Here is a 21,745-nt window from a genome sequence, read left to right on the forward strand (position 1 = left end):
GTTTAGTTACTGGGTGACGTCGTTTTAGTTGTTCTGATGACAGTGTGATTTTAAGTTTTCAGCCGAAGGGGCGAATAGGTTGGCTTTGCTAACAAGGTTTTGTTCATAAATCAGTGGGTTCATCGGGGTTTATAGAGATGAAGGTAGCCATTCCCGCTATTTGTTGAATAAAAGCCGTATGTTGCCTTGGCTGCCTATCTTCCCTCTAGTATCAGGAAAGGGGCAATACAGTTCTAAATTCCCTCAGTAAAGTCCTTAAATTCCACCTTTCCGTGAGTTTTTTTCATTAGGAACAAAAAATATCAGTTTTTTTTGAAAAAAAGGTGATTTTTTCTCCACCCTTCCCTATAATCTTGCGACCCACCGTACCTGTACGGCTTTTGCCGTGAGTGCCAACCACTCGAAGGGGTGATGACTGGGCTCTATACAGTTGGGAGCATTACTGCTCTTATAGTGAATCAATTTTAATATCGGGTAATAATTAGCATGAAAACTTTCGTTGCTAAACCAGAAACTGTAAAACGTGACTGGTATGTTGTTGACGCTGAAGGTAAAACTCTTGGCCGTCTAGCAACTGAAATCGCATCTCGTCTACGTGGTAAGCATAAGCCGGAGTACACTCCGCACGTTGACACTGGTGACTACATTGTAGTTATCAACGCTGAAAAAGTTGCTGTAACTGGCGCTAAGAAGACTGACAAAATGTACTACCGCCACACTGGCTTTATTGGTGGTCTTAAGTCAATCAGCTTTGAAAAGCTTATCGATAAAAAACCAGAAATGGTTATCGAAACTGCTGTTAAAGGCATGCTTCCTAAGGGTCCTCTAGGCCGTGCAATGTACCGTAAACTTAAAGTTTACGCGGGTACTGAGCACAACCATGCTGCACAGCAGCCTAAAGTACTAGACATCTAATTGGGGATTATGACAATGGCAGAGAATCAATACTACGGCACTGGCCGTCGCAAAAGCTCAGCTGCTCGCGTTTTTATCAAACCGGGTACTGGCAACATCGTAATCAACAAGCGTAGCATCGAAGTTTACTTCGGTCGTGAAACTGCTCGTATGGTTGTTCGTCAACCACTTGAGCTAGTTGAAATGCTAGACAAGCTTGACCTATACATCACTGTTAAAGGTGGTGGTATTACTGGTCAATCTGGTGCTATCCGTCACGGTATCACTCGCGCTCTTATGGAGTACGATGAGACTCTACGTCCAACTCTACGCGCTGCGGGTTACGTTACTCGTGATGCACGTTGTGTTGAACGTAAGAAAGTTGGTCTACGTAAAGCACGTCGTCGTCCACAGTTCTCTAAGCGTTAATATTACGCGCCAGAATTTATTTCTGGTTACTGTGTACACGAAAAAGCTCAACCTTCGGGTTGGGCTTTTTTTTATCCAAAATTTCACACTTCTTACCTATAAAATCCTCATTTAGCAGCCTGTTTCCTAGAATTTAATACAAAAAGAACATACCTCTCACATTTGTTGCAAAAAAGTAGCTTTATCTTGTCAAAAAGTAGGGTTTTCTTTATCATTTCCGCTGAATAACAACAGTAAAAATTTAATAATTTGGTTTCTCTGTTGTGTCATTTTTGTTAAAAGTTAGCCGTAAGCTCCAGGGACGCATAAGGAAATAATAATAAATCCAGAGCGGGAGTACATGGGAGAATGTTGGATGAGCAATGCGCCAGTAAGTAACGGCCGCCGCCGCTTCCTAACTGCGACGACTTCGGTTGTTGGAGGCTTGGGTGCAGTCGCTGTTGCCGTGCCTTTTATCAAATCTTGGAACCCGAGTGCGCGAGCAAAAGCCGCCGGTGCGCCAGTTGAAGTTGATATCAGTAAGTTAGAAGATGGCCAAATGGTTCGTGTCGAGTGGCGAGGCAAGCCTGTTTGGGTTGTGCGTCGTAGCGAGGCTATTTTAGAAGAATTGAGTGGTCATGATGGCCAGTTACGTGATCCTTCATCAGAGGAACCGCAACAACCAGAATACGCTCAGAATAAATATCGTTCAGTTAAGCCTGAAATCTTTTTAGCCGTAGGTATCTGTACCCACCTTGGCTGTTCCCCTACTTATCTACCCGATAGCTTTAGCGAGCAAGTGAGTGGTGTCTCGGCTGGTTTCTTCTGCCCGTGTCACGGTTCTAAGTTCGATATGGCTGGGCGTGTATTTTCAGGGGTGCCAGCACCGCTTAACCTTGTGGTACCACCGCATCAGTTCTTGGACGATCACACTATTATTGTCGGTGTCGATGGGGAGGCTGTCTAATGAGTGGTTTGCTCGACTGGGTCGAAAAACGATTACCTGTGATGGATGCTTACAAAAAGCACCTGTCTGAATACCCAATGCCAAAAAATTTCAACTTTTGGTATATCTTTGGGTCGTTAGCCATGCTGGTGTTGGTAAACCAACTTGTTACCGGTATTTGGCTGACCATGAATTACGTTCCATCGGGTGATGGGGCGTTTGCGTCTGTTGAATATATTATGCGTGACGTCGAGTACGGTTGGTTACTGCGCTATATGCATTCAACAGGGGCGTCTGCATTTTTCATTGTGATTTACCTGCATATGTTCCGCGGCTTAATTTATGGCTCTTACCAGAAGCCTCGCGAACTACTGTGGCTATTTGGTATGTTGATTTTCTTAGTGTTAATGGCTGAAGCCTTCATGGGCTACCTATTACCATGGGGACAAATGTCATACTGGGGCGCACAGGTTATCATTTCGCTGTTTGGGGCTATCCCTGTCATTGGTGATGATTTAACACTGTGGATCCGTGGTGATTATGTTATTTCTGGAGCGACGCTCAACCGCTTCTTTGCATTGCATGTCATTGCGCTACCTATTGTGTTGTTACTGCTGATTGTCTTGCACGTATTAGCATTGCACGAAGTGGGTTCCAATAACCCAGATGGCATTGAAACTAAATTGCCAAAAGGCAGCAAAGGCGACGGGTACAAAACGCAGTTCCCATTCCACAAACAATACAGTGGTAAGTACGACGTTATTGATTCCATCCCGTTCCATCCATACGGTACGGTGAAAGATCTTGTCGGGGTTGCAGTGTTTGCATTCTTCTTTAGTTATGTGCTGTTCTTTAACCCTGAAATGGGTGGGTATTTCCTTGAGCCGCCTAACTTCGAAGCCGCTAACCCATTGAAAACACCAGAACATATCGCGCCAGTTTGGTATTTCACACCTTTCTATGCCATTTTGCGTGCAGTACCAGATAAGTTAATGGGCGTCATTGCGATGGGGGCTTCGATTGTAATGCTGTTCCTACTGCCATGGTTTGATCGCTGTAAAGTACGTTCATACCGTTACCGTAGCAAAATTCATCTAGCGAACATTATTCAGTTTACTATCTGTTTTGTGGCATTAGGTATTCTTGGTGCATTGCCTGCAACGGCAACTTATACATTAATGGCTCAGATATTTAGTTTAGGCTACTTCATGTTCTTCATTTTGCTGTTTGTTTACAGTAAGAATGAAGCAACTAAACCGCTACCAGAGAGGGTGACATTCAAATGAAAAAATTGATTGTGATGCTGCTAACTCTGTTACCAGCCATGGCGATGGCAGCGGGTGGTAATGTCCATCTTGATGCGGCGAATAATGATTTATCTGATAATGCGTCGTTACAGCGTGGTGCTAAAACGTTCATGAACTACTGCTTTGGTTGTCATGCTACGCAGTACCAACGCTATGAGCGTGTTGCAACAGATTTAGATATTCCACTCGATATTATGCGTGAAAACATGATCTTTGATCGTGACGCTAAGATCGGTGATTTGATGGTCAATGCGATTCCAACGGAATACGCGGCCAATTCTTTCGGTGCTCCGGCACCGGATCTAACCTTGGTAGCACGTGTTCGTGGTACTGATTGGATCTACACTTACTTACGTTCATTCTATGCAGATCCTAGTCGTCCGTTTGGGGTGAATAATGTGGTTTTCCCAAGTGTGGGTATGCCCCATGTTTTGGAAGAACTACAAGGTGTACCAAGCAAGGTATATGAAACACGCCTTGTTGACGGTGAAGAAGTACAAGAATACGTAGGCATTAAGTCAGACGGTACCGGTGAATTGAACACCGAAGAATATGACGAAGTGGTACGTGATTTGGTGAACTTCTTAGAGTATTCCGGTGAGCCAATGAAGCTTGAACGCCAGAACCTTGGCCTTTGGGTGATGGGCTTTATCGTAATATTCTTTGTACTTACGCTGCTATTGAAGAAAGAGTATTGGCGTGATGTCCACTGATCAGGTAATCTAATGGGTTAAGAATCTCGCAATGGGGGCACTTCGCCTCCATTGTTTTTTGTGTCTTGATTATACTGGAGGGGTTGATGGCTGTAGCTGCCAATAAACGCTCTGTGATGACTCTGTATTCTGATGCTTCGGATATCTACAGCCATCAGGTGCGTATCGTACTAGCAGAAAAGGGTGTGAGTGTTGAGATCGAGCTGGTTGATCCAACTAACCTGCCAGAAGATTTGCTAGATTTGAACCCGTACAACTCTGTACCAACCTTGGTTGATCGTGAGTTGGCGTTGTACCAAGCGGGCATCATTATGGAGTACTTGGATGAGCGTTTCCCTCACCCACCTCTAATGCCTGTTTACCCTGTTGCTCGTGGTAATAGCCGTCTAATGATGTACCGCATTGAGCGTAACTGGTACACACTAGCGGAGAAAGTAGCAAAAGGCACAGCAGATGAAGCTGATAAAGCTCGTAAACAACTACGTGAAGAGTTACTTGCTCTTGCGCCAGTGTTTGCTGAGTTCTCATACTTCATGAGCGATGAGTTCAGCCTAGTTGATTGCTACCTAGCACCACTGCTATGGCGTTTACCTGAAATGGGTATTGAGCTAAGCGGCGCTGGTTCGAAAGAAGTAAAAGCTTACATGACTCGCGTATTTGAACGTGATTCATTCCTTGCATCACTGACTGAAGCAGAGCGCGAGATGCGTTTGGCTGGTCAGTAATGGATATGGAAAACATGACGCCGCGTCGGCCTTATTTGGCGCGTGCGTTTTATGATTGGTTAGTCGATAACGATTTGACACCTCACTTGGTGGTTGATGCAACTTTGCCGGGTGTAAAGGTGCCAATGGAATTCGTGACTGACGGTCAGATTGTGTTGAATATCGCTCCGCGTGCGGTTGGCAACCTAGAGTTGGGTAACGAGGCTGTTAGCTTCAATGCGCGCTTTAGTGGCCGCCCTCATACGGTGATTGTACCGTTTTACGCTGCTATTGCGATTTATGCGCGTGAGAATGGTGCTGGTACTATGTTTGAACCAGAAGCGGCTTATGAACTTGATGAGCAAGCAATGGAACAAGGCAATGATGCTGACTTTGAAGGCATTATTGAGGCACCAGAAGAGAATGTTTCACCATTGGTAACTGTGGCTGAAACGAGCGATGAAACACCTGATGATGAGCCGCCACGTCCTCGTGGTCGCCCAAGTTTGCGTGTCGTGAAATAACATATTTCACCAATGCATATAAAAAAACGCAGCCAATGGCTGCGTTTTTTTATATCGGTATGTGCTGAGATTAAACGAGCAACTTACTGATCGGGATATTCAAAAACTTTGATGACTTGTTTTACGCCATCCACATTACGCGCAATGTCGGTTGCAATGTTTGCTTGTTCTTGAGTGACATAACCAAGTAAGAACACTTCTTGGTTTTCAGTGATCACTTTAATCGAGGCATCTTTTAGTTGCTTACTGCCGACCATCATTGATTTTACTTTGGTGGTGAGCCAGCTGTCTTTACTTACTTCGCCAAGGTCAGGTAGAGCACGTATTCTTACTTGGTTATAAACCGCGTTAACATTTGTCAGCTGTTTAATTGCCTGTTCTAACTGATTCGCAATCTCTTGCTTTGTTGCCTGTCCGATCAACAGTACATTTCCGTCGTAAGACACTACATTGATTCGAGCTTGCTGGCGAAAAGGTGGCTTATTTACCATCCCCGCCACTTCCATCTCGATCTCTTTGTCAAACCACTGCTGTTTAGCGCCTCGTGGGTCAGCATCGGTAATGCCTGCGCAACCTTGCACAAACCACAGGCATACTGCCATTAAACATACACGCCATGCTGTCATTACTTAGCCCTCGTGGTGGGGGAATAGAACTTTATCAATCAGATCACACAGGCAGTGAACTGTGAGTAAGTGGCCTTCTTGAATGCGACAGGTACGCATCGATGGAATGCGGATCTCTACATCTTGAATGCCAAGTAAGCCGGCCATCTCTCCGCCATCTTTACCTGTTAGAGCAATGATTGTCATGTCGCGAGTTAGGGCAGCTTCCATCGACTTGATAATATTTTTACTGTTACCGCTAGTCGATAAAACAAAAAGAATATCGCCTTTTTGACCAAGAGCTCGTACTTGCTTAGAAAAGACTTCATCATGGTGGTAGTCGTTTGCAACTGCCGTTAGTGTCGTCGTGTCTGCGGTTAATGCAAGAGCAGGAAGGCTAGGGCGCTCAGTTTCAAAACGGTTGATCATGCATGATGCAAAGTGTTGGGCGTTAGCTGCTGAACCACCATTGCCGCAACAAAGAATTTTATTGCCGTTAAGTAGGCTTTGCACCATAACTTGTGCTGCTTGTGAGATGGCATCAGGCAGTGCTTCTGCGGCTGCAATCTGAGTTTGGATGCTCTCGGTAAAACTTTCTCTAATGCTTTCTAGCATGAATTAACCTTCCACTAAGGTATTCGTCAACCATTCAATATGGTGGTCAGAACCTTGGATTGCGACGATATCAAACCGAAATGCAGTATGTTCGGCAGATAACCCTTGTTTGCTGAGCCAATAGAATGCAGCTCGTTTTAATTTTTGCTGTTTTTGCCAGGTCACCGCTTCAACAGCCGAACCGTAACGAGCCTGTTTGCGATATTTCACTTCAACAAAGATCCAGCAATTACCTTCACGCATGATTAAATCTATTTCACCACCGCGGCAGTGGAAATTGCGTGTGACGGGTATTAGCCCTTGCTCGCTGAGATAACGCTCGGCAAGGGCTTCAAATTGCTGGCCAACTTGGCGTTTATTGAACAGATTGAATTCCCGTATTGGTGAATTCTGCCCAGCTTATCTGGCGTTGAACAACACATTGTTCATCAATGCTCAAGATCCCCGTTTTCCCCGGCGTGCTGTAGCTTTCAACGACACGCATCTGTGGTAATTCAGTGATCATTTTGTAAGCATCCATACCAAAGGCATGCAAGCGAATCGCACCATTGTTTTTGTTCGGCCATAGTGTATCAAAACGCGTCATAAAGTTCTGGTTTGGTTCGACCAGCAGTGGAATATCACTGAACTCAATGCCACGAAGCTCACTGGTATCACTGGTTTTATCCGGATTGCCTCGTGAGCTGGCGTACAGTTTTGGTGGCTTTTGATCTGGGTTGATTGCAACATCAATAAAAGGTTTTAGCAGGGTGAGTTCTGCTTTGTTGGCAATTAAATACACGGCATCAGTGTCACGGCGACTACGTTGCTGTGACTCCAACGAACGACCCGTGACTTGTTGCATTTGGTTAATGCGTGTTTGGCTTTCTGTTAAACCAAAGATTGTCGCAATTTGCTGTTGAATTTGTTTCCGAGAACCAAATGATTCAACATCAGGTGATTGACCTGTTAGCTGTTGCCACTGCTCTGTAAAGGCGGCGCTTACACGTTGACCAAATTTACTGCTTGGTGCTAGGACTAATGGGAATTTGTGTCCTTTAGCGAATAAGTGTTGTGCGGCTTGCTCAGCTTCCTGTTCAGGCGAAAGCGAGAAATAACACGTATTGGCTTGGCGCAGATCGAGCTGTGCTGGTTCGTTAAGTGCAAGCTGAGTGATTTTAGTACTGTTCAGTTGCTGGAATTCAGTCACTTTATTTTTACGTAATGGACCGATCACGAACTGAACGCCATCTTGCGTTAGCTTATCGAGAATGATATTCATCGATTCGCCTTCGGTATCAAACACGTTTAGCTCGGTGTTGATATCGCGGCCACTATCATCCAGCATGGCATTAATAAACCCATCACGTACAGCCTTGCCTTGTGTCTCGTAGCGACCACTCATAGGGAGCAGCAACGCCACTTTATCTAATTGTGCGATCTCTAAGTCCATGATGGCTTGTAAATCTGCAGGTAGATATTGGTTGGCAGGGTGATAAGGATTGGCTGTTAACCATTCTTCGATTGCCCCTTTAAGCTGGGTTGGGCGTGACAAGTAAGTGTTTTTCAATATAGTCAGTTGAACCCAACCACGCAGTACGGTTTCATTGTCTGCGAGTGTTACGCTTTGCAGTTGATTATTGCTGTAGCGTGATAGATCGCTCCACAATGCCTGCCAGTTATCTGCTTTTTGGGTATTATCAAGGTATTGATCAAGTGCCGTTCGGGCTTGAGCAGCTTTAAATGGTTGGTTCGTTTGAGCAAACAGTTCAGCTCTAAATTGGTGATAGCGACTGTATTGGCTTGGTGATAATTGCCACCAAGGTTGAAAATTCAGTGTTTCGAGTGCTTGTTGCGGTTGGCCTTGCTGGTAGCGTAGCGTTGCGCGTGCTAATTGCCATTCCGCCAGTTGAACAGGCGTCAGCGACATGCGTGATAAACGCATTGCTTGTTTGTCAGCTTGTGGCCAACTACCTTCTTTGATAAGGGCTTTCAATGCCAAAATATGCCAGTTGATGCTGGTTACACCTTCGGACGATTCGGCTTTGATAAGGTAAGATGCTGAGCTTTGTTGCGCGACAGCGGTAATATCAGCGACATTTGCTTGCTGTTGTGGCGATGAGCTACAGCCTGCCAAAATCACAGCAAGGGCTACAGGCGCGAGTAGTCGTGATACACTTTTACGCTTCTGGGTAAAATTAAGCATTGAATTCTTTCAACTGTGACAAATTACTCTCTATATTAATTGCAGATGAGATCTTAGACAAATGAGTGAGACCAATTCATGCGCGGTAGATGTCGCAACTTTGTACATCGTCCCGACACCAATCGGTAATTTAGCCGACATTACACAGCGCGCATTGGATGTATTGGCAAATGTCGACCTAATTGCGGCCGAAGATACCCGTCATACTTCCCGTTTGCTGTCCCATTTTTCTATCTCAACCCGCACCTTTGCGCTTCACGATCATAATGAACAGCAGAAAGCGGACTTTTTGATCGAAAAACTTCAGGCTGGTACAAGCATCGCATTAGTGTCAGATGCTGGTACACCGCTGATCAGTGATCCAGGATACCACTTAGTCAACCGTTGTCGTCAGGCCGGTGTTAAAGTTGTTCCTTTGCCAGGACCGTGTGCTGTTATTACGGCACTAAGTGGTGCTGGCCTGCCGTCAGACCGCTTTAGCTTTGAAGGCTTTTTACCGCCAAAGAGCAAGGGACGACGCGATACGTTTACGGAATTAGAAAATGACGCACGTACGCTTATTTTTTATGAATCACCTCATCGTATTTTAGACTCTTTAGCTGATATGTTGGCAATTTTGGGGCCAGATCGTCAGGTTGTTTTAGCGCGTGAGCTGACTAAAACTTATGAAACGATCCACGGTGCACCCTTGGGTGAGCTTATTCCATGGTTAAACGAAGACCGCAATCGCCTTCGTGGTGAAATGGTAGTGCTTGTTGCGGGTCACCGTGCTGATAAAACAGAGCTCTCGCCTGAAGCACTGCGTACTGTCACATTGTTGGCTAAAGAGTTACCACTTAAAAAAGCGGCAGCACTGGCGGCAGAGATCCATTCATCTAAAAAGAATGCCTTGTATAAATGGGGTTTAGAAAACCTAGAGTAATCAAGGTCGGTGATAGATTCGGTTTTTGAGTAAAGCAAATGGCCTTAGGTTGCGCATAAAGATGTGCTTTTTTTGACCAAGCTACCGCGCCGATACTGATTTCACTGGTAACTGCGGCGGGAGTCTTATACAATCCGCCGCCTGAGTTGGCCAAGGTAACCGCTGCTTCGTTAATATCCTTAGGGAGAGTGACGAGGGGGAGGAAAGTCCGGGCTCCACAGAGCAGGGTGCCAGATAACGTCTGGGGGGCGTGAGCCCACGACCAGTGCAGCAGAGAGTAAACCGCCGATGACTCGCTTGCGAGAACAGGTAAGGGTGAAAGGGTGCGGTAAGAGCGCACCGCGCGGCTAGTAATAGTTCGTGGCACGGTAAACTCCACCCGGAGCAAGACCAAATAGGTCCCTATTGGCGCGGCTCGCGTTGGGGACGGGTAGGTTGCTTGAGCCTGTGAGCGATTGCAGGCCTAGATGAATGGTTACCACCGCGTAAGCGGGACAGAACCCGGCTCATCGGCCAACTCACCCTACAAAGAATGAAGGTGGTGCTGTGTTCATATGAACTGCAGCATCACCTTTTTTCGTTTTAAAACCGCTATATCGCGACTTTAGTAGCAAGAAGTGTGATTTTTCTGCTAATTATTCTCTGCTTTCTTGACTTCTTTTTTGACTAATACGTACACTTCAAAGTGGCTTATTGTGGTGAAAAGTGGGAATGCCTTGCGAAATCTAACTATTAATAATAAACACTTTATATAAGTGTTTGATTGATAATAGGGATATTACAGAGCACATTTTATGCTTCGAGGTGTCACTGCCGTTTCAATGGACGGAAAAGGACGTTTGGCTGTGCCCAAACGCTACCGAGAGCTATTACACTCATCGTGTGATGGCTTATTTGTGTGCACCATCGATCATCAATACCCCTGTCTGCTATTATATCCCCTTCAGGAATGGGAGCGCATTGAGCAAAAGCTTTCCCGTTTATCCAGCTTTCAGCCCGCAGAGCGTCGCTTACAGCGCTTGCTATTAGGGCATGCGAGTGAATGTGAAATGGATAGCCAAGGTCGTTTATTAATTGCACCATCGTTACGTGACTACGCCGAGCTAGAAAGTAAGGTCATGCTGGTGGGGCAGTACAATAAATTTGAGATTTGGCATGCGCCTCATTGGCAGCAACAGATCATAACGGATACACAATTTCAGGCTGAGGATCCCACTGCTTTATCAGTGCGCCTTAGTGAGCTTTCACTCTAGTTGAAACTATATTATTTATGTCAGAACAATTTGAGCACATCTCCGTCTTACTCCATGAATCAGTAGACGGTCTCGATATTAAGCCCGATGGTATTTATATCGATGGCACGTTTGGCCGTGGTGGCCACAGCCGCCTGATTTTATCTAAGCTGGGCGAAAATGGCCGTCTTTACGGTATCGACCGTGATCCACAAGCGATTGCTGAAGCTCAGACAATTGATGATCCGCGTTTCTCTATTATCCATGGCCCATTTTCAGGGATGGCTAATTATATGGAAACCCGAGAACTGTTAGGCCAAGTTGACGGCGTATTGCTTGATCTTGGTGTTTCATCACCGCAACTGGATGATGCAGAGCGTGGCTTTAGCTTCATGCGTGACGGCCCACTTGATATGCGTATGGACCCTACAACGGGCCTTTCAGCTGCAGAATGGCTAGCTGAAGCGGATGCTGATGATATTGCATGGGTACTCAAAGAGTTTGGTGAAGAACGTTTCGCTAAGCGTATCGCGCGTGGCATTGTTGAGCACCGTGAAAACCCAGAAAAAGAGCCATTAACGCGCACGACCCAATTAGCGAGCTTGATTGCTGCTGTATCGCCATTCCGTGATAAGCATAAGCACCCAGCGACGCGTAGCTTCCAAGCGATCCGTATCTACATTAACAGTGAACTAGAAGAAATTGATGTTGCTTTGAATGGCGCTCTTAAAGTGTTAGCTCCTCAAGGCCGTTTATCTATTATTAGCTTCCACTCGCTAGAAGATCGCATGGTTAAACGTTTTATGCGTAAACACAGCAAAGGGCCTGAAGTACCTGCTGGTTTACCATTAACGGAAGATCAAATTAAAGCGCTAGGCAGTGCCGATTTGAAATTGGCGAGTAAAGCGATTAAACCTTCAACTAATGAACTCGGCCACAATACCCGTGCGCGTAGTTCTGTGTTGCGTTTAGCCGAGAAGTTATGAAGCCAACCGCTGAACCATCAATTAACGTAGCGCGCTTGATCGTCAAAGATCTCTTTTCGATTGGGCGACTGCCGTTATTACTCTTGATATTGATCTTAGGGTCGGCGTTGGCGGTGGTGTATATCACCCATCACTCGCGTCAATTGATCGTTCAGCAAGAGCAACTCCTTATCGAGCGTGACCAGCTCGATATTGAGTGGCGAAATCAAATATTGGAAGAGAATTCTCTGGCCGAGCATAGTCGTGTGGAGCGCTTAGCTGAAACACAACTTGAGATGAAGCGCCCAACCGCGGCGAATGAAATAGTTGTCCAGTGATGATGAATATCTTCAAACGAACTAAAACCACCAATCAACGCCGTGTTAAAGCGCCTCCCGTATTCATACCGTGGCGTTTTAATCTTATTTGCGGCTGCGTTATTTTAGCCTTAGGTCTATTGATCGGTCGTGCGGCTTATATTCAAGTGTTAGAGCCGGGCAAACTTATCCAAGAAGGCGATTTGCGTTCACTTCGCGTGAAAGCACTCCCGTCAGCGCGCGGTATTATTTCTGATCGTAACGGTGAGCAGCTTGCCGTGAGTGTACCTGTACAGGCGGTATGGGCCGATCCTGTTCAAATTTATAAGCATGGTGGCATGGTCGAACAGGCCCGCTGGCATGCGCTTGCTGATGTCTTAGGCCTTGATCGCCAAAAGTTAGTTAAGCGAATTGAAAAAAATCAAAAGCGTCGTTTTATTTATTTAGCCCGTCAGGTTAGTCCTGCTATGGCGGCGTATGTGAGTAAGCTCAAGCTTGCTGGCGTAGGCCTAAAAGACGAATCCCGCCGTTTTTACCCTGCTGGTGAAGTGAGTGCGCATTTAATTGGTATGACGGGCATTGATAGCCACGGTTTAGAAGGCGTTGAACGTACCTATGATGGTTGGTTAACTGGTGAACCCGGGCGTAAAACGGTGCGAAAAGATCGCTATGGCCGCGTAGTTGAAAATATTTCGCTTAAACAGCGAGAGCCAGGTAAACCGCTAGAACTGAGTATCGATCAGCGTTTGCAAGCCATGGCATACCGCGCCGTAAAACAAGCGGTTGTCGATTACCGTGCCACGTCTGCCAGTGTGGTGATGGTTGACGTTCGGACTGGTGAAGTGCTGGCCATGGTGAATGCCCCCTCTTATAACCCTAATAACCGTGATGGTTTGCAAAGTTTTCGAATGCGTAATCGGGTCATTACTGATGCGATGGAGCCAGGCTCAACCATTAAACCTTTTGTGGTGCTAACGGCACTCGAAAATGGTGTCGCTGATGAAAACACGATTATTGATACTGGCAATGGCATTATGCAGGTCGGTGGAAGTCGAGTGCGTGACGTATCAAAAGTCGGTAAAGCCAACTTAGCCCGTATCTTACAAAAATCCAGTAACATTGGTGTCAGTAAACTATCACTAGCTATGCCTGTTGAAGCCTTGCTCGGTATGTATAGCAGTGTTGGTATGGGAGACCCGTCAGGCATTAACCTGATTGGCGAATCACAAGGTTTCTTCCCAGATCGCCGTCGTTGGTCCGATTTTGAACGTGCTACCTTAGCTTTTGGCTACGGTATTTCGGTTACACCCATTCAGTTAGTACGTGCTTACGCAACCTTGGGTGCGCTAGGTGTGAGCCGTCCGCTCTCCATCCTAAAAACGGATGATGTTATTCCTGGGCGCCAAGTGGTGTCTGTTGAGAATACGCGTAAGTTACTAAAAATGCTTGAAATGGTAACGGGGAAAGAAGGCAGTGCTAAACGTGCTGCGGTACCTGGTTACCGCGTGGGTGCCAAAACGGGGACCGCAAAAGTTGCTGCCGCTGGCGGATACAGTGATGAATACATTGCGATGACGGCGGGTCTTGCGCCTATCAGTAATCCGCGTATTGCTATGGTTGTCGTCGTAAATGAGCCTCAGGGTGATCAATATTATGGCGGCGCAATTGCGGCGCCGATATTTGCAGATGTGATGGGAAGTGCACTGCAAATTTTGAATGTGCCGCCAGACGCGGGTTCTGGCGAAAAGTTAAATGTTGTCCATAACAGAGGCACCTCGAATGCCGATACATAATCAGAACAAAACTATCGGATGCTTACTGGCACCTTGGTTGTCAGTAGCAACAATATTGAGCGATGAAATAAGCGCATTAGCACCGTCATCATTTACGTTAGACAGTCGTGATGTTAACAGTGGTAGCTTGTTTGCTGCTGTTAAAGGTCATCAGATCGATGGTCGTCGCTTTATCGATAAAGCGATAGAGCAAGGTGCCATTGCGGTGTTGGCTGAAGCTGAGGGCGAGGCTTTACACGGAGAGGTACGCCTACAGCACTGTGTGCCAATTATCTATTTTTCGCAACTGAACCTACATCTATCTGCCATCGCCAAGGTTTTTTATCAGCAACCGGATGAGCAGCTAAAACTGGTGGCGGTGACGGGCACCAATGGCAAAACAACGATTAGCCAAATTCTGGCACAGTGGGCAGAGCTGGTCGGTTACCGTGCTGGCGTTATGGGCACTACAGGTAACGGTTTGCTGAGCAATCTAATACCTGCAGCAAATACCACTGGCAGTGCGATTGAAATTCAACATGTACTGGCTGATTTATACCAGCAGGGGGCGTCTTTTGCTGCGATGGAAGTCTCGTCGCACGGGTTAGTGCAAGGGCGTGTTAAAGCACTGCATTTTGCAGCCAGTATTTTTACCAACTTGAGTCGAGATCACCTAGATTACCACGGTGACATGGCCAATTACGCAGCGGCTAAACAAACCCTCTTTACTGAACATCACGCAGGTGTTGCTGTCATTAATATGGATGACGAAGTTGGGCGCCAATGGCTAATGACCTTACCTGATGCTGTTGCGGTGACAACACAAGCGAGCGTTGCTGCTGAGCATCAAGGGCCCGCATTGTGGTTAACCGCGGTGACGTACAGTACTCAAGGTGTCACGCTGAGTGTTGATTCATCATGGGGAGCTGGGACGTTTACTGCGCCATTGGTTGGTTCGTTTAATGTCATGAATATTATGTTGGCGTTAGCGACGCTACTGGCGACAGGGCATGATATCGCTCAGCTTATTGCGACCGCACCAAAGTTAAACGCCGTGATAGGGCGAATGGAAGTTTTTCAAAAAGCTGACAAACCTATGATGGTGGTGGATTATGCTCATACGCCAGATGCGCTAGAAAAAGCTTTGCAGGCATTACAAGTACATTGTGACGGTAAGCTATGGTGTATTTTTGGTTGTGGCGGTGATCGAGATACCGGCAAACGTCCAATGATGGCGGCAATTGCAGAGCAGCAAGCTGATCATATTATCTTAACTGATGATAACCCGCGCAGTGAAGATCCAGAGCAGATCATGCTGGATATGAAAGCTGGGTTGGTGAATGCAAATCAAGCATCAGTGATCCACGACCGATTCAGTGCTTGCCAATATGCAATGCTGCACGCTAGCGAACAAGACATTGTTTTAGTGGCTGGGAAAGGTCATGAAGATTACCAAATTCTAGCTGATCAAACGATCCACTATTCTGACCGTGAAACGGTTCAAACCTTATTGGAGACGCATGCATGATTGACGTGCAATTGTCTCATCTAGCCGATGAGTTAGATGCCACATTAATGGGTGATGATATCCGCATCACCTCAGTATCAACAGATACTCGCCAGATCGATTGCAACGCTTTATTTGTCGCATTGAAAGGTGAGCGATTTGATGCGCATGACTTTTGTCAGACGGCAGTTGATAGCGGCGCGAAAGCTTTACTGGTTAGTTGTTACTTACCAATTGATATTCCACAGCTAGTGGTGTCTGATACTCGATTAGCACTGGGTCAACTCGGTGCTTGGGTTGCAAAAACGCTGACGCAAACAAACGGACTTAAAACCGTTGCGTTAACAGGTAGTTGCGGTAAGACCACGGTGAAAGAAATGGTGGCGGCAATTCTTGGCCTAAAAGGCAAGGTGTTAGCCACGGCGGGTAATTTCAATAATGATATTGGTGTCCCTCTAACGTTGTTACGTTTAACCTCAGATCACGATTATGCGGTGATTGAACTGGGTGCGAATCATCAAAATGAAATTGCTTATACAACGAACCTGGTTAAACCCCAAACGGCGTTAGTGAATAACTTAGCCGCTGCGCACTTAGAAGGTTTTGGCTCATTGGCTGGCGTAGCTAAAGCGAAAGGTGAAATTTTCGAGGGTTTACCTGCTGGTGGTATCGCCATTGTTAATCTTGATTCAAATGATCTGCCTAATTGGCGTGAAAATTTGACGGAACAGCGCATTTTAACTTTCTCTGCATCCAATCCTGACGCTGATTTTTTCGCAAATGACATAATTGTTAACTCTGACGGTCGCGCTTGTTTTACAATGCGTACCCCCGAAGGAATGGGTTCGGTCATATTGACACTTGCCGGTGTGCATAATGTATCGAACGCCCTCGCTGCTGCGGCTCTGAGTTATACGCTTGGCGCGTCTTTGGATGATGTCATTCGTGGCCTTGGTCAAGTGGTAAACGTAAAAGGGCGGGTTGATATCACTCAACCGCAGGCTGGACTTCGTCTTATCGATGACACTTATAATGCTAGCGTGGCATCGGTGAAAGCTGCCATTGATTTACTTGCGTCATTTGCTGGTCAACGTTGGTTTGTGCTGGGTGATATGGCTGAACTTGGCGAAGAAAGTGCATTACTTCATCGTGAAGTTGGCGAGTACGCAAAAGACAAATTGCTTGATGGCGTCTTCACATATGGCCGTACGAGTGCCGTAGTGAGTGAGCTGAATCAAGGGCAACACTTTGATGATAAACAAACACTGATTGCGACATTGATGACACAATTAGATCAAGAACTTAAACAACACCAAGAGGTTACAGTGTTGGCAAAAGGAGCACGCAGCTCCCGCATGGAAGATGTGATTGTCGCACTGCAGGAAAATAAATAATGATTTACTGGTTAGCCGATGCACTTCAGTCTACGTTCCCATTTTTTCGTCTTTTCGAATATTTGACGTTCCGCGCTATTGTTAGCGTACTTACTGCTTTAGTTATCTCGTTATGGATGGGCCCACGTCTGATTGCACGTTTACAAATGTTGCAAATTGGCCAAGTGGTACGTAACGAAGGTCCTGAATCTCACTTTAGTAAACGAGGTACGCCTACAATGGGCGGCCTCATGATTTTGGCTGCAATTACCATTACGGTTTTGCTTTGGGCTGATTTATCAAACCCCTATGTATGGGCGGTGTTAGTCGTGATGCTGGGCTATGGCGTAGTGGGTTTTGTGGATGATTACCGTAAAGTCGTGCGTAAGAATACCGATGGCTTGGTTGCGCGCTGGAAGTACTTCTGGCAGTCAGTCATTGCTCTGGGGGTCGCATTTGCCTTGTATATGTATGGCAAAGATACAGCGGCGACTCAACTTGTTGTGCCTTTCTTTAAAGATGTGATGCCGCAACTGGGCCTGTTCTACATCGTATTTACCTATTTTGTGATTGTCGGTACCAGTAATGCGGTTAACTTAACCGATGGCCTTGATGGCTTGGCCATTATGCCAACGGTCATGGTGGCATCGGGCATGGCATTTATTGCGTGGGCAACGGGTAATGTGAATTTTGCTAACTACCTGCATATTCCTTATTTAAGTAACGCGAGTGAGCTCGTTATTGTCTGTACCGCCATTGTCGGTGCTGGACTTGGTTTCCTTTGGTTTAATACTTACCCAGCTCAAGTGTTTATGGGCGATGTAGGTTCACTAGCACTCGGTGGCGCACTGGGCACTATTGCGGTCTTAGTTCGCCAAGAGTTGCTACTTGTGATCATGGGCGGTGTATTTGTAATGGAAACGGTCTCCGTTATCTTACAAGTGGGCTCGTACAAACTTCGCGGACAGCGTATTTTCCGAATGGCGCCGATTCATCACCATTACGAATTAAAAGGTTGGCCAGAACCTCGTGTTATCGTGCGTTTTTGGATCATTACTATGATGCTAGTGTTAATTGCTCTTGCGACATTGAAGGTACGTTAAATGAATGGCTTAGGTGGGGTAAAACGCGTTGTAGTGATTGGGTTAGGAATGACAGGACTTTCTGTTGTTCATCACCTCGTGCGACAGTCTTTGGCTTATGATCTGAATTTAGAGATTAAAGTCATTGATACACGTGCGACTCCACCGGGCCAGGAATCGCTCCCGAGCAGTGTTGAGCTGTGCTGCGGAGAGTGGAATATGGCGTGGTTACTCGCGGCTGATATGATAGTTGCGAGTCCAGGCATTGCACTGGCAACCCCAGAGCTTCAGCAAGCCGCTGAAGCTGGTATTGAAATTGTGGGCGATATCGAACTATTCGCGCGTGCAGTTACCAAGCCAGTCGTGGCGATCACTGGGTCCAACGGTAAGAGTACCGTGACTAGCCTTGTCGGTGAGATGGCGAAAGAGGCCAATATCGATGTCGGAGTGGGCGGTAATATTGGCTTCGCTGCATTAGATATGCTGGCCAATGACCACGATGTGTACGTACTCGAATTATCAAGCTTTCAACTTGAGACAACCTCTTCCCTAAAACTGAAAGCGGCCACTTACTTAAACCTATCTGAAGATCATATGGATCGTTACCACGGTTTAGCGGATTACAGCGCGGCGAAAATGCGTATTTTCGAGCATGCTGAATTAATCGTGTATAACCGTGATGATCTGGCGACACGTCCAGCGGCTTCTTTTGGGTTTGATGCGCCAGAAACCAGTTTTGGCTTTGATTGCCAAGCTTATGGCTTGATTGAACAAAACGGTCAAGAGTTCCTGGCTGTCGATCAACAGCCGCTCATGCCAGCTAACGAAATTGCATTGGTTGGTCGTCATAATGTGGCGAATAGCCTTGCAGCGTTGGCACTTGCTGATGCCGTAAATATTGACCATACCGCAGCATGCCGTGCTTTACGCCGCTATACGGGCTTAGTGCACCGTTGCCAACTTGTGGTGCAACAGCATGGCGTAAAATGGGTGAATGATTCAAAAGCAACTAACGTGGCGAGTACTTTAGCGGCACTTAAAGGGCTCAGCCTTGAAGGTAAGCTTCACCTGCTGGTCGGCGGAGATGGCAAAGGGGCGGATTTTTCTGAATTGCAGCCAGTATTGGCGGCGCTAAATGTTCAGTTGTATTGCTACGGCCGTGATGGCAACCAATTTTCATCTTTGGTTGAATCGCCAATTTGTGTCGAAACGATGGCACAAGCAATGGCTTTAGCAGCGGTAACGGCGCAATCAGGTGACATGATTATGCTCTCTCCTGCCTGTGCGAGTTTTGACCAATTTCCAAATTTTATGACGCGAGGTGATACTTTTGTCACTTTAGCGCAAGAGTTACAGCATCAAGTCGCAGGAGCGAATGAATGCTAAGACAGACCAAGGAAGGAATGACATCCGTCACTGAATGGTTTACTAAGCCATCCAGTCCTTCGTTATACGATCGCCAGTTAGTGTGGATAGCATTAGCCTTGATGGTGATTGGGTTGGTGATCGTGACATCGGCCTCTGTGCCTATTGCAACCCGTTTAACGGGGATCCCATTTTACTTTGCTCTTCGCCATGCTTTTTTCCTCTGCTGTTCTATTTTTATCATAGGCATCATGGTGCAAGTCCCGCTGTCTCGTTGGCAGCAATTAAGCGTGCCCATGCTATTGGTGTCGGTCTTTTTACTTATTGTCGTGCTGGGTATTGGTCGCTCGGTGAACGGTGCGGCGCGTTGGATCCCATTGGGCATCTTTAACTTACAGCCAGCAGAAGTGGCAAAGCTTTCTTTGTTTATCTTTTTAGCGGGTTATTTGGTTCGTCAATATACACAGGTACGTGCAAGCTTTCTTGGTTTTGCTAAACCGTTAGCTGTGCTGGTGGCATTAGCTGTTCTATTGCTACAACAACCCGATTTAGGGTCATTTGTTGTGATGTTTGTGACCACGGTAGGCATGTTATTTATTGCAGGTGCCCAATTATGGCAATTCCTCGCTATGATAGCGGTCGCGATATTTGGCATCGTTATACTGATTGTCTTTGAGCCTTATCGTATGCGGCGGGTGACATCCTTTCTCGACCCATGGGATGATCCTTTTGGTAGTGGTTACCAACTTACACAGTCATTAATGGCATTTGGTCGCGGTGATTGGCTAGGGCAAGGGTTGGGTAATTCAATCCAAAAGCTAGAATATTTACCCGAAGCGCATACCGATTTTGTTTTTGCGGTACTCGCAGAAGAACTCGGATTAATCGGTGTTGTGAGTGTATTAGTGCTGATTTTCGCTTTGGTGTTTAAAGCCTTATTGATTGGTCGTAAATCATTGCAAAGCGAGCAGCTATTTGGTGGTTTCCTCGCATTTGGTATAGGCATTTGGTTTGCTTTCCAGACGTTAGTCAATGTTGGTGCTGCTGCGGGAATTGTGCCAACCAAAGGGTTGACCTTGCCACTGATCAGTTATGGTGGCTCCAGTTTATTTATTATGGCGACGGCGGTTGCGATTTTGATCCGCATTGATTACGAACAGCGGCTTCATGCTAAATATCATCCCACCGAATCGGAACCAGAAGAAAATAGTGTTGAAAAAGATTAATGACAAAAAATAAACGATTACTTGTTATGGCGGGTGGTACTGGGGGACATGTTTTTCCAGGCCTTGCGGTAGCGAAACAATTACAGCAGCAAGGATGGGACATCCGTTGGCTGGGTACCGCTGATAGAATGGAAGCGGAACTAGTGCCAAAGCACGGTATCGAAATTGATTTTATTAAAGTCAAAGGGCTAAGAGGCCAAGGTATCGTTAGGCTGTTAGCTGCACCATTTAAAATCCTAGGTGCAATCAAACAAGCACGTGCACATATTAAAGCATGGCAACCGGACGTCGTTCTTGGCATGGGTGGCTATGTGAGCGGTCCTGGTGGCGTTGCTGCATGGCTGAGTGGTATTCCTGTGGTATTGCATGAACAAAATGCAGTCGCAGGGTTAACTAATCAATGGCTATCTAAAATTGCCCGTCGTGTCTTACAGGCATTTCCTGGAGCATTTACAAATCAAGAGGTTGTTGGTAACCCTGTTCGCCAAGATGTGACTGAGCTACCACAACCAATGGAACGTTTTGCCCAACGCAGTGGTCCTATCCGTGTGTTGGTCATGGGCGGTAGCCAAGGCGCTCGTATTCTGAATCAGACTATGCCTGAAGTGGCGGGGTTACTCGGTGAAAATATCACAGTGTGGCACCAAGCAGGTAAAGGGGCACAAGCTGAGACCGAGCTGGCCTACCAAGCACAACCTGAAGCGTCAGCCGGTGTGAAAGTGACCGAATTTATTGATGATGTCGCCACTGCATATGAGTGGGCTGATGTCGTTGTGTGTCGTTCAGGTGCACTGACTGTATCAGAGTTATCTGCCGCTGGTGTCGCCGCTATTTTTGTCCCGTTTATGCATAAAGATCGGCAGCAAGCATTGAATGCCGATCATTTGGTGCAAGCGGGCGCTGCATTAATGATTGAACAGCCAGATTTAACTGCTGTGAAATTAGCACAACAACTTCAAAAACTTGACCGTCCAGCCCTGCTATCAATGGCACAGGCTGCTCGAGAAGCTGCGATCCTCGACGCCGATGTTCGCGTTGCAGATGTAATTAAATCGCTAGCAAAAAACTAGAACGAGAAACAGT

At 46.4% G+C, this 21,745-nt stretch carries 22 protein-coding genes and 1 other RNA gene; 19 read left to right on the forward strand and 4 right to left on the reverse strand.

Annotated elements, in window-relative coordinates:
- Positions 1–486 precede the first annotated feature (486 nt).
- The 7 genes from rplM (at position 487) to sspB (ending at position 5,496) form a co-directional block, all read left to right on the forward strand.
- A complete protein-coding gene (rplM, locus tag OCU87_RS01845) occupies positions 487–915 on the forward strand; it encodes a 50S ribosomal protein L13 (protein WP_062689631.1) in 429 nt (142 codons plus the stop codon).
- A 15-nt stretch (positions 916–930) separates the two neighbouring features.
- On the forward strand, positions 931–1,323 hold the full coding sequence (rpsI, locus tag OCU87_RS01850) for a 30S ribosomal protein S9 (protein WP_048899224.1): 393 nt from the start codon (positions 931–933) through the stop codon (positions 1,321–1,323).
- A gap of 355 nt (positions 1,324–1,678) precedes the next feature.
- On the forward strand, positions 1,679–2,269 hold the full coding sequence (gene petA / locus OCU87_RS01855) for a ubiquinol-cytochrome c reductase iron-sulfur subunit (RefSeq protein WP_094958410.1): 591 nt from the start codon (positions 1,679–1,681) through the stop codon (positions 2,267–2,269).
- Positions 2,269–3,534, forward strand: coding sequence for a cytochrome b (locus tag OCU87_RS01860; protein WP_094958409.1), 1,266 nt, complete (start codon positions 2,269–2,271; stop codon positions 3,532–3,534). The genes petA and OCU87_RS01860 overlap by 1 nt, the downstream gene beginning before the upstream one ends.
- Entirely contained in the window at positions 3,531–4,268 is a 738-nt protein-coding gene (locus OCU87_RS01865) for a cytochrome c1 (protein ID WP_062689635.1), read from the forward strand. Before OCU87_RS01860 ends, OCU87_RS01865 begins: the two co-directional genes overlap by 4 nt.
- An 86-nt stretch (positions 4,269–4,354) precedes the next feature.
- Positions 4,355–4,993, forward strand: coding sequence for a stringent starvation protein SspA (gene sspA, locus OCU87_RS01870; protein WP_062689637.1), 639 nt, complete (start codon positions 4,355–4,357; stop codon positions 4,991–4,993).
- Entirely contained in the window at positions 4,993–5,496 is a 504-nt protein-coding gene (gene sspB / locus OCU87_RS01875; protein WP_062689640.1) for a ClpXP protease specificity-enhancing factor, read from the forward strand. Before sspA ends, sspB begins: the two co-directional genes overlap by 1 nt.
- 83 nt (positions 5,497–5,579) lie before the next feature.
- Here the strand turns inward: sspB and OCU87_RS01880 are convergent, their stop codons facing one another.
- The 4 genes from OCU87_RS01880 to OCU87_RS01895 are packed head-to-tail and all read right to left on the reverse strand — an operon-like array spanning position 5,580 to position 8,901.
- Positions 5,580–6,122, reverse strand: a complete 543-nt coding sequence (locus OCU87_RS01880) for a BON domain-containing protein (protein ID WP_261857735.1) — start codon at positions 6,120–6,122, stop codon at positions 5,580–5,582.
- Between the two features lie 3 nt (positions 6,123–6,125).
- Entirely contained in the window at positions 6,126–6,716 is a 591-nt protein-coding gene (locus OCU87_RS01885; protein WP_062689643.1) for a phosphoheptose isomerase, read from the reverse strand.
- Positions 6,717–6,719: 3 nt separating this feature from the next.
- Entirely contained in the window at positions 6,720–7,097 is a 378-nt protein-coding gene (locus OCU87_RS01890; protein WP_062689644.1) for a YraN family protein, read from the reverse strand.
- Positions 7,072–8,901, reverse strand: coding sequence for a penicillin-binding protein activator (locus OCU87_RS01895; RefSeq protein ID WP_261857736.1), 1,830 nt, complete (start codon positions 8,899–8,901; stop codon positions 7,072–7,074). The genes OCU87_RS01890 and OCU87_RS01895 overlap by 26 nt, the downstream gene beginning before the upstream one ends.
- Positions 8,902–8,962: 61 nt before the next feature.
- Between OCU87_RS01895 and rsmI the strand changes: the two genes are divergently transcribed.
- From rsmI to murG, 12 genes are all read left to right on the forward strand, one after another.
- A complete protein-coding gene (rsmI, locus tag OCU87_RS01900; protein ID WP_062689646.1) occupies positions 8,963–9,823 on the forward strand; it encodes a 16S rRNA (cytidine(1402)-2'-O)-methyltransferase in 861 nt (286 codons plus the stop codon).
- Between the two features lie 142 nt (positions 9,824–9,965).
- Positions 9,966–10,348: RNase P RNA component class A (gene rnpB, locus OCU87_RS01905), an RNA gene on the forward strand.
- Between the two features lie 269 nt (positions 10,349–10,617).
- Complete coding sequence (gene mraZ, locus OCU87_RS01910; RefSeq protein ID WP_062689647.1) at positions 10,618–11,076, forward strand: division/cell wall cluster transcriptional repressor MraZ; 459 nt, start codon at positions 10,618–10,620, stop codon at positions 11,074–11,076.
- 17 nt (positions 11,077–11,093) lie between these two features.
- Positions 11,094–12,041 carry a 16S rRNA (cytosine(1402)-N(4))-methyltransferase RsmH gene (gene rsmH, locus OCU87_RS01915; RefSeq protein WP_261857737.1) on the forward strand — a complete coding sequence of 316 codons (948 nt, stop codon included), beginning with the start codon at positions 11,094–11,096 and terminating at the stop codon, positions 12,039–12,041.
- Positions 12,038–12,358: a cell division protein FtsL gene (ftsL, locus tag OCU87_RS01920; RefSeq protein ID WP_062689649.1), complete on the forward strand. Its 321-nt coding sequence runs from the start codon at positions 12,038–12,040 to the stop codon at positions 12,356–12,358. The genes rsmH and ftsL overlap by 4 nt, the downstream gene beginning before the upstream one ends.
- 2 nt (positions 12,359–12,360) lie before the next feature.
- On the forward strand, positions 12,361–14,130 hold the full coding sequence (gene ftsI, locus OCU87_RS01925; protein ID WP_094957115.1) for a peptidoglycan glycosyltransferase FtsI: 1,770 nt from the start codon (positions 12,361–12,363) through the stop codon (positions 14,128–14,130).
- Positions 14,117–15,637: a UDP-N-acetylmuramoyl-L-alanyl-D-glutamate--2,6-diaminopimelate ligase gene (murE, locus tag OCU87_RS01930; protein ID WP_261857738.1), complete on the forward strand. Its 1,521-nt coding sequence runs from the start codon at positions 14,117–14,119 to the stop codon at positions 15,635–15,637. The genes ftsI and murE overlap by 14 nt, the downstream gene beginning before the upstream one ends.
- Positions 15,634–17,010: a UDP-N-acetylmuramoyl-tripeptide--D-alanyl-D-alanine ligase gene (gene murF / locus OCU87_RS01935; RefSeq protein ID WP_261857739.1), complete on the forward strand. Its 1,377-nt coding sequence runs from the start codon at positions 15,634–15,636 to the stop codon at positions 17,008–17,010. Before murE ends, murF begins: the two co-directional genes overlap by 4 nt.
- On the forward strand, positions 17,010–18,092 hold the full coding sequence (gene mraY / locus OCU87_RS01940; RefSeq protein WP_062689653.1) for a phospho-N-acetylmuramoyl-pentapeptide-transferase: 1,083 nt from the start codon (positions 17,010–17,012) through the stop codon (positions 18,090–18,092). The genes murF and mraY overlap by 1 nt, the downstream gene beginning before the upstream one ends.
- A complete protein-coding gene (gene murD, locus OCU87_RS01945; RefSeq protein ID WP_261857740.1) occupies positions 18,093–19,457 on the forward strand; it encodes a UDP-N-acetylmuramoyl-L-alanine--D-glutamate ligase in 1,365 nt (454 codons plus the stop codon).
- Positions 19,451–20,662 carry a cell division protein FtsW gene (gene ftsW, locus OCU87_RS01950; RefSeq protein ID WP_062689655.1) on the forward strand — a complete coding sequence of 404 codons (1,212 nt, stop codon included), beginning with the start codon at positions 19,451–19,453 and terminating at the stop codon, positions 20,660–20,662. Before murD ends, ftsW begins: the two co-directional genes overlap by 7 nt.
- Positions 20,662–21,732 (forward strand): undecaprenyldiphospho-muramoylpentapeptide beta-N-acetylglucosaminyltransferase, encoded by a 1,071-nt coding sequence (murG, locus tag OCU87_RS01955; RefSeq protein WP_062689656.1) that lies wholly within the window; start codon positions 20,662–20,664, stop codon positions 21,730–21,732. The genes ftsW and murG overlap by 1 nt, the downstream gene beginning before the upstream one ends.
- Positions 21,733–21,745 lie beyond the last annotated feature (13 nt).

The organism is Photobacterium sanguinicancri, assembly GCF_024346675.1.
Classification (GTDB): domain Bacteria; phylum Pseudomonadota; class Gammaproteobacteria; order Enterobacterales; family Vibrionaceae; genus Photobacterium; species Photobacterium sanguinicancri.

What these genes read in the sequence shown, in the direction of transcription:
- rplM (WP_062689631.1), top strand. Translation starts at nt 487, where the DNA reads ATGAAAACTTTCGTTGCTAAACCAGAAACTGTAAAACGTGACTGGTAT.
- rpsI (WP_048899224.1), top strand. Translation starts at nt 931, where the DNA reads ATGGCAGAGAATCAATACTACGGCACTGGCCGTCGCAAAAGCTCAGCT.
- petA (WP_094958410.1), top strand. Translation starts at nt 1,679, where the DNA reads ATGAGCAATGCGCCAGTAAGTAACGGCCGCCGCCGCTTCCTAACTGCG.
- OCU87_RS01860 (WP_094958409.1), top strand. Translation starts at nt 2,269, where the DNA reads ATGAGTGGTTTGCTCGACTGGGTCGAAAAACGATTACCTGTGATGGAT.
- OCU87_RS01865 (WP_062689635.1), top strand. Translation starts at nt 3,531, where the DNA reads ATGAAAAAATTGATTGTGATGCTGCTAACTCTGTTACCAGCCATGGCG.
- sspA (WP_062689637.1), top strand. Translation starts at nt 4,355, where the DNA reads ATGGCTGTAGCTGCCAATAAACGCTCTGTGATGACTCTGTATTCTGAT.
- sspB (WP_062689640.1), top strand. Translation starts at nt 4,993, where the DNA reads ATGGATATGGAAAACATGACGCCGCGTCGGCCTTATTTGGCGCGTGCG.
- OCU87_RS01880 (WP_261857735.1), bottom strand. Translation starts at nt 6,122, where the DNA reads ATGACAGCATGGCGTGTATGTTTAATGGCAGTATGCCTGTGGTTTGTG.
- OCU87_RS01885 (WP_062689643.1), bottom strand. Translation starts at nt 6,716, where the DNA reads ATGCTAGAAAGCATTAGAGAAAGTTTTACCGAGAGCATCCAAACTCAG.
- OCU87_RS01895 (WP_261857736.1), bottom strand. Translation starts at nt 8,901, where the DNA reads ATGCTTAATTTTACCCAGAAGCGTAAAAGTGTATCACGACTACTCGCG.
- rsmI (WP_062689646.1), top strand. Translation starts at nt 8,963, where the DNA reads ATGAGTGAGACCAATTCATGCGCGGTAGATGTCGCAACTTTGTACATC.
- mraZ (WP_062689647.1), top strand. Translation starts at nt 10,618, where the DNA reads ATGCTTCGAGGTGTCACTGCCGTTTCAATGGACGGAAAAGGACGTTTG.
- rsmH (WP_261857737.1), top strand. Translation starts at nt 11,094, where the DNA reads ATGTCAGAACAATTTGAGCACATCTCCGTCTTACTCCATGAATCAGTA.
- ftsL (WP_062689649.1), top strand. Translation starts at nt 12,038, where the DNA reads ATGAAGCCAACCGCTGAACCATCAATTAACGTAGCGCGCTTGATCGTC.
- ftsI (WP_094957115.1), top strand. Translation starts at nt 12,361, where the DNA reads ATGAATATCTTCAAACGAACTAAAACCACCAATCAACGCCGTGTTAAA.
- murE (WP_261857738.1), top strand. Translation starts at nt 14,117, where the DNA reads ATGCCGATACATAATCAGAACAAAACTATCGGATGCTTACTGGCACCT.
- murF (WP_261857739.1), top strand. Translation starts at nt 15,634, where the DNA reads ATGATTGACGTGCAATTGTCTCATCTAGCCGATGAGTTAGATGCCACA.
- mraY (WP_062689653.1), top strand. Translation starts at nt 17,010, where the DNA reads ATGATTTACTGGTTAGCCGATGCACTTCAGTCTACGTTCCCATTTTTT.
- murD (WP_261857740.1), top strand. Translation starts at nt 18,093, where the DNA reads ATGAATGGCTTAGGTGGGGTAAAACGCGTTGTAGTGATTGGGTTAGGA.
- ftsW (WP_062689655.1), top strand. Translation starts at nt 19,451, where the DNA reads ATGCTAAGACAGACCAAGGAAGGAATGACATCCGTCACTGAATGGTTT.
- murG (WP_062689656.1), top strand. Translation starts at nt 20,662, where the DNA reads ATGACAAAAAATAAACGATTACTTGTTATGGCGGGTGGTACTGGGGGA.